Raw genomic sequence first — 10,558 nt, 5'->3', positions numbered from 1 at the left:
GTGGCGTGGGAGCAGGTACTGGCCGGGGAAGACGTGCGGCGGGTGGAGCTGCCCACCTACGCCTTCCAACGCCAGCGCTACTGGCTGGAGGCTCCTCCTGCTCTCGCCGGTACGGGTTCCGTTACGGCTCGGGGTGAGGGGGAGAACCGGTTCTGGGAGGCGATCGAGCAGCAGGACCTGGCCACCGTCGCAGCAGCCCTACAGCCGCAGGACACCGAGCAGCACTCCAGTCTCGGCGCCGTGCTGCCCATGCTCTCCCAGTGGCACCGCCAACAACGTGAGTCCTCCACCATCGACGGCTGGTGCTACGACATCGCCTGGAAGCCCGCGCCTCCGCCCCCGCCGCTCCCGAGTGGTCCGGCGACCGACCACCGGTTCCTGCTGGTCGTCCCCGAGGGCTACGGCGACAGCGAACCAGTCGCCGCCTGGCTCCGCACCCTCCGCCATCACGGCATCCCTCACCAGGTCCTCGCCGTCAACGCCGCCGCTGCCGATCCGGACGACCTCGCGGGCCAACTCGGTGCCGCGGCCACGGCACCGACGCGCATCCTGTCGTTCCTCGCCCTCGATGGGGAGCCCCACCCCGTGCACCCGGCGGCCCCGGTCGGCACTCACGCGACACTCGCGCTCATCCACGCCGTCAGTACCGCGCGACCGGCCGCTTCGCTGTGGTGCGTCACCCAAAGCGCCGTCAGTGTGAGCGACCATGACGCGCTCAACCACCCGGCTCATGCGCTCGTTTGGGGCCTTGGCCGTACCGCCGCCCTCGAACAGCCTCACCAGTGGGGCGGCCTCATCGACCACCCCGCCATGACCGGGTATCCCGACACCCATCTCACCACCGCCCTCCGGCACATCACCGCCCCGAGCGATCACCCCGACAGGCAGAACCAACTGGCCGTGCGCCCTCAGGGCCTTCACACGCCGCGTCTCCGACACGCCGCTGCCCCTTCCTCAGTCGCTCCGCCGGCTTGGAACTCCGCGGGCACCACGCTGATCACCGGCGGCACCGGCGCTCTCGGGGCTCAGGTCGCCCGACACCTCGCCGCCCAAGGCGCCCCCCACCTCCTCCTGGTCAGCCGCCGCGGCCCCGATACTCCCGGCGCGGCCGAACTCCGTGCCGAGCTGACCGAACTCGGGGCGCGCGTCACCATCACCGCCTGCGACGCCGCCGACCAGGGCACCCTCGCCCAGGTCCTCGCGGCCGTCCCCGCCGACCTCCCCCTGACCAGCGTCATTCACGCCGCCGGTGTCCTCAACGACGCCACTCTCGCCAACACCACCTCGGAACAGGTGGCGGCAACGCTGCGTGCCAAGAAGGAAGCAGCCGACAACCTCCATCTCCTCACCCGGGATCTTCCCCTCTCCAACTTCGTCCTCTTCTCGTCGGCCGCCGCCACCTGGGGCAGTCCCGGTCAGGCGGGTTACGCCGCCGCCAACGCCTACCTCGACGCCCTGGCCCACCACCGCCACGCCGCCGGCCTCCCCGCGACCTCCGTCGCCTGGGGACCGTGGGCCGACGTGGGCATGGCCGCCTCCACCAACTCCCATCGACACGTTCCGCGCCATGGCCTCATCCCCCTCCCGCCCGGTCTCGCCACCGTGGCCCTCCAGCATGCGCAGCGGCATGGCGCCTGCGTCACCATCGCCGACATCGACTGGGCCGACCTCGTCCCCAGCCTCACCGCCACGCACCCCCATCCCCTGGTCTCCGAGATTCCCGAGGCTCGCGCCCAGACCGCCGCACCCGAGGCAGCCGCTCCCGCCGGCCCGTCCAGCACGTTGCACCAGCGGCTCATCGCTCTGCCATCTGACAAGCGCGAGCCGGCGGTTCTCCAGTTCGTCCGAAGCCAGGCCGCCACCGCCCTGGGGCATCGCAACCCAGAAGCAGTACCGGCGGATCGTGGATTCCTGGAGTCGGGTTTCGATTCGTTGACCGCCGTGGACCTGCGAAACCGGCTGACAGCGGCGACGGGCCTTCAGCTACCGGCCACGTTGATCTTCGACTACCCCGCGCCCGACGCGCTCGCCCGCCACGTGCTGAGTGCCGCCTTCTCCGACCTCTGCCCGGCCTCGGACCGTAACGGAAACGGCCGTCTGGGCGCCGACTACTCCGCAGGCCACGAGAGCGACATCCGTGAAGCCATGGCGTCCATCCCCCTGGGTGAGTTGCGGGCGGCTGGGCTGCTGGAGCCCCTGCTGCACCTCGCCGACGTGCACGGGAAGACATCCCATCCGGCTCAGGATGACCCGACGGAGATCCTCGACTCCATGGATCTCGACAGCCTTGTCGAAATGGCGCTTGAGGCACCGAGCTCCGACGCCGAAAGGGACTGACGCCGAAAGGGCCTCTGAACTGGGTGTCAGCGCGTTCTCGGCTGCCTCTTACGAGGAGTTCGTGAGACGGCCCGCGTCACCGCCAAGCCCGCATGCCTCCTGATCGACACGCGAGAAGAACCAGAGAAGAGCTAGAGAAGAGTGAGGAAAACGATGCCCACCGAGACACATCGCTACCCCAACGGCTGGTTCCCCGTCGCGTGCAGCGGCGAGGTGGCGTCCGGCCGGGTCTTCACCGGGCGGCTCGCAGGCGAGGATGTCGTCGTCTACCGCACCAGCGACGGCCAGTTACGCGGCACCCGCCCGTACTGTCCGCACTTGGGAGCCCACCTCGGGCATGGCGGGCGGGTCGCCGGGGAGAATATCGTCTGCCCCTTCCACCACTTCTCGTTCGGCCCTTCAGGCGACTGCGTGCGTACGCCCTACGGGAAGCCTCCGCCCCGTGCCTCCCTGACCCTCATCCCCACCTTCGAGGCCAACGGCCTGATCTTCGCCTGGCACCACGAGAGCGGCACCCCGCCGACCTGGGAGCCCGCGAAGCTCCCCACCGACGGATTCACCCAACCCACCGCGTTCCAGATCGCCTCCTCGGGCAACCCGGAAGACCTCGTCGAGAACCTCGTCGACACCGGGCACTTCGGGCCTGTTCACAACACGGCGATCAACCTGGTCTCGACGGTCTCTGACGGCCCGTACATGAGGGTCTCCGTGAACCTCGCGGGGGTTGAGGAGCTGGGGTTCTTCAAGGAGAAGAAACTTCACCGGCTCAGGTCGCTCAAGGAGGTCCAGGGAACCGCGGAGTTCACGTGCAGCGGCATCGGGCTCGTCTCCTCGGTGGTGACGGTTCCGGCGTTCGACCTCCAGCTGGCGCAGGCGGCCGCGCTCACCCCGGAGGACCCCGGTCGCGTGCGTCTCAGGCTGACGACATCCGCGAGGATCGGCTCGCGGGCGGGGGCCGCGCTCGCGCCCGCCCTCTCCCACATGGTCCGCTTCGTCACCAAGAGGCAGGTGAAACAGGACTACGAGATCTGGGAGAACCGGCGGCCCGCCGCCTACCCGAAGATCGCTGCGGGGGATGGTCCCATCATGCTCATGCGTCGCTGGGCGCAGCAGTTCTGGGGACCCGCCGAAGCCGGGCAAGGCCACACCGACGCCCACCGGGAAGCAGACCGGGATGTGCGTGAGCAGGACGCCGCGGAGACACCCGCACCCACGGGAGCCAATGGGCGCGCCCTGCGCGATGTGTCCGCCCAGCCCAACGACCGCTGAGCCGTCCGGTGGCCTCTCCGCGCTGGGCTCAGCCGACAGCCGACCCCCGCGTCTTGGGACGCGGAACCTCGGCACCCGGCGCGGCGTCGGCCAGCACGGTGCTGAGGAGTCGGCGTGCCTGTTCTCGTAGCGCCTCTTCGGTCTTGGCGGAGAGCAGCCATGGCACCACTGACGGGTCGAGCACCGCGGCCTGGCCCGTCTTCCCGGCTGTGGGTGCGGCGGGCTCCGGTGGTGCCTGTTCCAGGATCACGTGCACGTTGGTGCCGCTGATACCGAAGGACGACACCCCTGCCCTGCGGGTGTGTCCCTCGCACGGCCAGGCCCGCGGTTCTTCGAGCAGCCTGAGTGCGCCGGAGGACCAGTCCACATAGGGCGAGGGCTCGTCGATGTGCAGTGTCCTGGGCAGCACTCCGTGGCGCAGGGCCTGCACCATCTTGATCACACCTGCCACACCGGCCGCGGCCTGCGTATGGCCGAGGTTGGACTTCAGCGATCCCAGCCACAGCGGCCGGTCGGCGGGGCGGCCCTGCCCGTAGGCCGCCAGCAGGGCCTGTGCCTCGATCGGATCGCCCAGCTTGGTGCCGGTCCCGTGCGCCTCCACCGCGTCCACGTCGGCCGGCGACACTCCCGCGTTGGCCAGTGCCTCGCGGATCACTCGTTGCTGCGACGGCCCGTTGGGCGCCGACAGGCCGTTGCTGGCACCGTCCTGGTTGACCGCTGATCCCCGTACGACCGCGAGGACGGGGTGGCCGTTGCGCCGGGCGTCCGACAACCGTTCCAGCAGCAGGGTTCCCACTCCCTCAGCGAGTCCGAAGCCGTCGGCTCCGGCGGCGAACGCCTTGCACCGGCCGTCGGGGGCCAGTGCCCGCTGCCGGGAGAACTCCACGAACATGCCCAGCGTCGACATGACCGTCGCGCCTCCGGCGAGCGCGAGCCCGCATTCGCCGTGCCGCAGGGCCTGAACGGCCAGGTGCAGGGCGACCAGCGAGGAGGAGCAGGCGGTGTCCACGGTGATCGCCGCTCCCTCAAGGCCCAGGGTGTAGGCCAGCCGACCGGAGGCGACGCTGCCGGTGTTGCCGGTCAGCAGATGGCCGGCGGACTCGGCGCCCTCGTCCAGGCGGGGGCCGTAGTCCATGGTCATCGCGCCGACGAACACCCCGGTCCGGCTGCCGCGCAGCGACGGCACCTCGATCCCCGCCCGTTCGACAGCCTCCCATGCCGTCTCCAGCAGCAGCCGCTGCTGGGGGTCCATCGCCAGCGCCTCGCGTGGCGCGATGCCGAAGAACGCGGCGTCGAACTGGTCCCCGTCGTGGAGGAAGCCGGCTTCGCGCTGGTAGTACCGGGCCAGCACGCTCGGTTCCGGATCGTACGCGCCATCGACGTCCCAGCCCCGATTGGCCGGAAACGCCGTGACGGCGTCGACGCCGTCGGACACCAGTCGCCACAGCTCCTCGGGGGTGGACACGCCGCCGGGATAGCGGCACGCCATGCCCACGATCGCCACCGGTTCCACGGGGTCGACGGGGTCCACGGCCAGAGGCGTCGCCGGACCTGCGGCGGTGTCCCGGTCGGCGCCGACGAGCGCGGCATGCAGGAACTCCGCCAGCGCCGCGGGAGTCGGATAGTCGAACACCAGCGTGGCGGGGAACGGGACGCTGGTCGCCGCGACGATGCGGTGGCGCAGTTCCACCGCTGTCACGGAGTCAACGCCGAGGTCGAGGAAGGAGGCCGACGACCGGCCGGCGCTCACCGCGCCGGGCTTCCCCAGCACCGCCGCGACCTCTCGGCCCACCAGTGCCAGCAGCTCCGCACGCTGCTCGCTCCCCGGCAACCCGGCCAGCCGGTCCGGCAGCGGGACCCCGACCGTCCCGGTGTCGTACGCGCTCACCGTTTCGAGCACCGCTTCGAGGTCCAGCGTCAGCTCCATCCCCGGCCCGCCGTGTCCGGCGAACACCGCGTCCCAGTCGGGGACGACACCGTGGGCGCACAGTTCACCGAGCGAGGTGAGGAACCGCGCCCGGCCGCCTTGGTCCCGGCGCAGCGTCCCGCAGACGAGGGCGCCGCCGCGGGCCGCTTCGGCGCTGGCCTGAAGGGCGGAGGTCAGGACGGTGTGCGGGCTGACCTCAAGCAGCACCCCGTACCCGTCGCGCAGCAGGGCCCGCGTGGCCTGCTCGAACCGTACGGTGCCGCGCAGGTTGCGGCACCAGTAGTCGGCGTCGAGCCGGGGGACGGGAAGCAGATCTCCGGCCAGTGCGGAGTAGTACGGGAGGGGGGCGGGGCGTGCCTGGATCGGCGCCAGGTCCGTTCGCACGCGCGGGAGGATCTCGTCGATGTGCGCGGAGTGCGCCGCGAGCCCCACTATGATCTTCCGGGCGCGTACTCCCGCCGCGGAGAAGTCCGTCAGCATCTCCGCCGCCGCGTCGGCGTCGCCGGAGACGATCAGCGACCGGGGTCCGTTGACGGCGGCGATCACCAGGCGGCCGTCCCAGCGCGCCAGCCGTGGTTCCACCTCGTCCACCGAGGCCAGCACCGAGATCATCTCGCCGCGCCCCGCGAGCGTCGCCTGCGCCTGGCTCCAGAGGGCCACCACCCGCGCGGAGTCCTCCAGGGACAGGGCGCCGGAGACGGCGGCAGCCGTGACCTCGCCCACGCTGTGGCCGAGCACCGCGTCAGGACGTACGCCATAGCTGTTCCACAGCGCGCTCAGGGACACCATCACGGCGAACAGGGCGGGCTGCACGACATCCGCGCGGTCCATGCCGGGTGCGCCGGGGTCACCGCGCACCGCGTCCATGAGCGACCAGTCGATGAACGGTTCCAGCGCCTGGGCGCAGTCGTCCATCCGGGCCCGGAACGCCGGTGAGGCGTCGAGCAGTTCGCGTGCCATGCCAGGCCACTGCGTGCCCTGGCCGGGAAACACGAAGGCGATCGGGCCAGCGGTGCCCTGGCCCTCGACCAGGCCGAGCGCCCCGCGCCCCTCGGCGAGTGCCGCCAGCCGCTCCAGGAAACCGTCGCGGTCCTCCGCGACCAGGGCCGCGCGCGTCGTCCCGTCGAGCGCGTCCCTGGCGAGCGTGCGGCCCACGTCCGTGGGGCACCAGTCGGTCCGGGTGGTCAGGTACTGCCGCAGGGAGTTGGCTCTGGCCGCCAGTGCGCCCTTGTCAGCCGCCCGAAGCATCCACACCATGGGAGACACCGCGCCGGTTTCCTGCACCATCGCCTCTGAACTCCTTCGCCTTTACCGCGAGTCGGGCCCACATAGTCGGGGAGAGCGGCATCTCACCGCTTTCTGGCGGTGAGCATCACGTACGTCCCGGGCACGTCATTGGCTCCCGGAAGGTCCTCCATCACCTGCTCGCCGTATGTCTCGCTCAGCTGCTGGGCGAGCATCTCTCCATGTCGTGCCGTGTTCGCATTGATGTCGAGTGTCTCTACGACGTCGAACCCGGCCGCATCCAGGAGCGCCAGTAATTCGTCGTGGCTGACCAGCGTGATCTTCCACTGCTTCCGCACGTCTTCCAGCATGCTGCTGAGATTCTCGGTGTGCTCTTCGGGCCGGAGGAAGTCCGTCAGGGCCAGCCGTGAACCAGGACGCAGCGTACGGGCGATCTCCCGCAGGGCGGCGGCCCGGTCCATGTGCGGGAAGCTTTCCAGCGCCCAGGCGGCGTCGAACGACTCGTCCTCGAACGGCAGTCTGTCGGTGGCGTCCGCGAGATGGAATTCCACGCAGTCGTCGAGCTTTTCGTTGCGCGCCAGCTCCTGGCACGCCGCCACTTGACAGGAACTGACGGTGACACCCGCGACATGGGCACCTGTAGCCCGGGCATAGCGCACGGTCGGGCCTCCCAGACCGCATCCAACGTCAAGAAACCGGCCGGTGGGGGTGAGCGGCACGCGTTCCATCATCATGTCGGTGAGCCGGTCCTGGGCTTCAAGAGCACTGCTGTTGTCCTCGGGGCCCGACCAGTAGCCGAAATGCATGTTCTGCCCGACGAAGAGCCGGTCCGAGAACGGATGGATCTGGTCGTACAGCGCGCCGACTTCGTCGCCGGCGGGAAAGTCCATACGCGTCATTGAGCCCTCCTGTATTCACAACACTCCGGGCGGGACCAGTTCAACTGCCCGTGGAATGAACCATAACGGGAACGCATGCGGGCGGCTGGGGGAACCCGTCTTGCTCTGCGAACCGTACGAACCGCGTTCCAGCGGAAACACCGGTGGATTTTCTGGTGCAGTCTCTGGCGTCCGTCAGAATCCTTTCGGTCCTGACCCCATGGGAAGTCGGCGAGACGAATTCTGCACTCTGGGGCGAGGCCCGCCGATTCACGTTCCCCGTGTCGCGGGAACCCCCGTTCGACCCGCCATACGCCTTCGACCCGTCATATCGTCTACGCGCCGCGCGCTCGCAGGTCGCGCAAGGGTTGACCGTACCCACCGGAGTCGAGGCCCTCAACCCTTACCAACCCTTATCCACCCTCCCGCAATCCACTAGAACCGCGGATTCGTCGACACCGGAACGGCGCACACACGTTCACACCACCACACTCGCCGATCACCCACCGCCCCATCCGGCCATCTCCAGTCTCAACCGGTCGCTTACGGTCCATAGCCAGGCCAGATCCTCGCCGCAGTGCCATATACGTACGAATTCCAGAATCCCCTACCGAATAGGGGGTTGCCAGACCGCTCCCGCAAGGCCAACCTGATGGGGATCTTTTGGATTCTGCGACGTCCTCATGCCCTGACACTGAGGTTCGGCCGCCATTTGAGAATGCCCAGCCCATGACGAGCGGGTTTTTGGAGATCGTGGTGACCTCGCCTGGTGGTGAATTTCGCACAGTGCGACATGTGTCTCGTACGCGGCGAAAACGCAGGGAGAGCACGGGGAGAACGAAAATCTCCGGAAGCCGCTGACGCGGAATCAGGTCGAAACACTCGGCGCCCTGAGCCGCGGCAGCCCCTGCCAACATGACGTCTGAGCCTTCTGTTTCTCACATGGAGAGGGAATTCACATCGTGGTGACTTCAGCTGACGAGAAGGTCGCCGACGCCCTCCGGGCATCCCTCAAGGAGATCGAAAGGCTTCGACGTAAAAACCAGAACCTGATCGCCGCCTCCTCAGAACCGATCGCCATCGTGGGGATGTCCTGCCGCTTCCCGGGCGGAGTGACATCCCCAGAGTCGTTCTGGGAGCTACTGGCCGTAGGCCGCGACGCGATCTCGGGCTTCCCGGACGACCGTGGCTGGGACCTTGAGGGACTGTACGACCCGGACCCGGACCATCCGGGCACGTCCTACGTCCGCGAAGGCGGGTTCCTCCACGACGCGACGGACTTCGATCCCGCCTTCTTCGGCATCTCCCCGCGCGAGGCACTGGCCACCGACCCGCAGCAACGGTTACTGCTGGAGACGGCCTGGGAAGCGATCGAGCGAGCTGGGATCTCCCCGGTGACCCTCAAGGGCAGCCGAACGGGAACCTTCATCGGCTACGCGGGCCACGACTACGCCGCACGGCTTCATCACGCCCCAGACGGGCTTGAGGGCTACCTGGGAACCGGCAGCGCGAGCAGCGTCGCCTCGGGCCGGGTCGCGTACACCCTGGGGCTGGAGGGCCCGGCGCTCACCGTCGATACAGCATGCTCGTCGTCGCTGGTGGCTCTGCACCTGGCCTGCCAGGCCCTGCGCAACGGGGAATGCTCCATGGCCTTGGCGGGCGGGGCGACGGTGATGGCCGCACCGTTCCGATTCGTTGAGTTCAGCCGACAACGGGGACTGGCCTCAGACGGGCGGTGCAAGGCGTTCGCGGCCAGCGCGGACGGCACGGGGTGGTCGGAGGGTGCGGGCATGCTGCTGCTGGAGACGCTGTCCCAGGCCCAGCGCGACGGACACCCGGTGATGGCTCTGGTGCGTGGTGGTGCCGTCAATCAGGACGGGGCCAGCAGTGGCCTCACCGCGCCGAACGGCCCCGCCCAGCAACGGGTGATCCGCCAGGCCCTGGCCAACGCCGGACTCACGGCAGCCGACGTCGACGCGGTGGAGGCCCACGGCACCGGCACCACCCTCGGCGACCCGATCGAAGCCCAGGCGTTGCTGGCCACGTACGGCCAGGACCGGCCTGCCGGACGGCCCCTGCGGATCGGATCGGTGAAGTCGAACATCGGCCACACCCAGGCCGCCGCCGGAGCGGCAGGCGTCATCAAGATGGTCATGGCCCTGCGTAACGAGACCCTGCCCAGGACCCTGCACGTGGACGCGCCCACCCCGCACGTGGACTGGTCCACCGAAGCTCTCGACCTGCTCGCCAAGGCGCAGCCGTGGCCCCGTTCGGACCGACCGCGCCGCGCCGGTGTCTCCTCGTTCGGCGTCAGCGGCACCAACGCCCACATCATCCTCGAACAACCCCCCGCCGCATCCGGCGAGCGGCCAGCCACCAGCCAGGCATCGCACGGCCGAGAAGGCAGTGGGGGACACAAGCCGGTGCTGGAGCTGGAGACGATCCCGTGGTTGGTGTCGGGGCGTGATGAGGGTGCGCTCCGGGAACAGGCGACGCGCTTGCGGGATCATGTGAACGACCACCCGGAGCTGGCTCCGATCGATGTCGGCTGGTCCCTGGCCACCGCCCGGACAACGTTCGAACACCGTGCAGTGGTTCTCGGCCGTGATCGGGCGGCGCTCCTCACCGGGCTTGAGCAGTTGGCCGCCCACACCCCTGCCGCGCAGGTGGTCACCGGCACCACCGCGGGGCTGGCGGGCAAGTCGGTGTTCGTCTTTCCGGGTCAGGGGTCGCAGTGGGCGGGTATGGCGGCGGATCTGCTGGATACCTCGCCTGTGTTCGCCGGGCAGATCGCTGCCTGTGAGGAAGCCCTCGCGTCTCATGTGGACTGGTCGCTGGGAGAGGTACTGCGGCAGACGGACAACGCCCCGGCCCTGGAGCGTGTCGATGTCGTCCAGCCGGT

General features: G+C 69.4%; 5 protein-coding genes. 3 read left to right on the top strand and 2 right to left on the bottom strand.

Annotated features, from left to right (window positions below; all coding sequences use genetic code 11):
* On the top strand, nucleotides 1-2,337 hold a 2,337-nt coding region (locus AC5P1B_RS35275; protein WP_493892117.1), incomplete at its 5' end, for an SDR family NAD(P)-dependent oxidoreductase.
* Between the two features lie 153 nt (nucleotides 2,338-2,490).
* Nucleotides 2,491-3,606, top strand: a complete 1,116-nt coding sequence (locus AC5P1B_RS35270; RefSeq protein WP_493892116.1) for an aromatic ring-hydroxylating oxygenase subunit alpha — start codon at nucleotides 2,491-2,493, stop codon at nucleotides 3,604-3,606.
* A 28-nt stretch (nucleotides 3,607-3,634) separates the two neighbouring features.
* Here the strand turns inward: AC5P1B_RS35270 and AC5P1B_RS35265 are convergent, their stop codons facing one another.
* Entirely contained in the window at nucleotides 3,635-6,820 is a 3,186-nt protein-coding gene (locus tag AC5P1B_RS35265; protein ID WP_493892115.1) for a beta-ketoacyl synthase N-terminal-like domain-containing protein, read from the bottom strand.
* Between the two features lie 62 nt (nucleotides 6,821-6,882).
* Nucleotides 6,883-7,677 carry an SAM-dependent methyltransferase gene (locus AC5P1B_RS35260; RefSeq protein WP_493892114.1) on the bottom strand — a complete coding sequence of 265 codons (795 nt, stop codon included), beginning with the start codon at nucleotides 7,675-7,677 and terminating at the stop codon, nucleotides 6,883-6,885.
* Between the two features lie 944 nt (nucleotides 7,678-8,621).
* Between AC5P1B_RS35260 and AC5P1B_RS35255 the strand changes: the two genes are divergently transcribed.
* Nucleotides 8,622-10,558, top strand: a 1,937-nt coding sequence (locus AC5P1B_RS35255; protein ID WP_493892113.1) for a type I polyketide synthase, incomplete at its 3' end; no start/stop codon positions are given.

This window comes from Streptomyces sp. A01 (assembly GCF_059026195.1).
Note: the sequence above shows the minus strand (reverse complement) of the source record. Positions and strands in the feature narration are given on the sequence as shown.

What these genes read in the sequence shown, in the direction of transcription:
- AC5P1B_RS35270 (WP_493892116.1), top strand. Translation starts at nt 2,491, where the DNA reads ATGCCCACCGAGACACATCGCTACCCCAACGGCTGGTTCCCCGTCGCG.
- AC5P1B_RS35265 (WP_493892115.1), bottom strand. Translation starts at nt 6,820, where the DNA reads ATGGTGCAGGAAACCGGCGCGGTGTCTCCCATGGTGTGGATGCTTCGG.
- AC5P1B_RS35260 (WP_493892114.1), bottom strand. Translation starts at nt 7,677, where the DNA reads ATGACGCGTATGGACTTTCCCGCCGGCGACGAAGTCGGCGCGCTGTAC.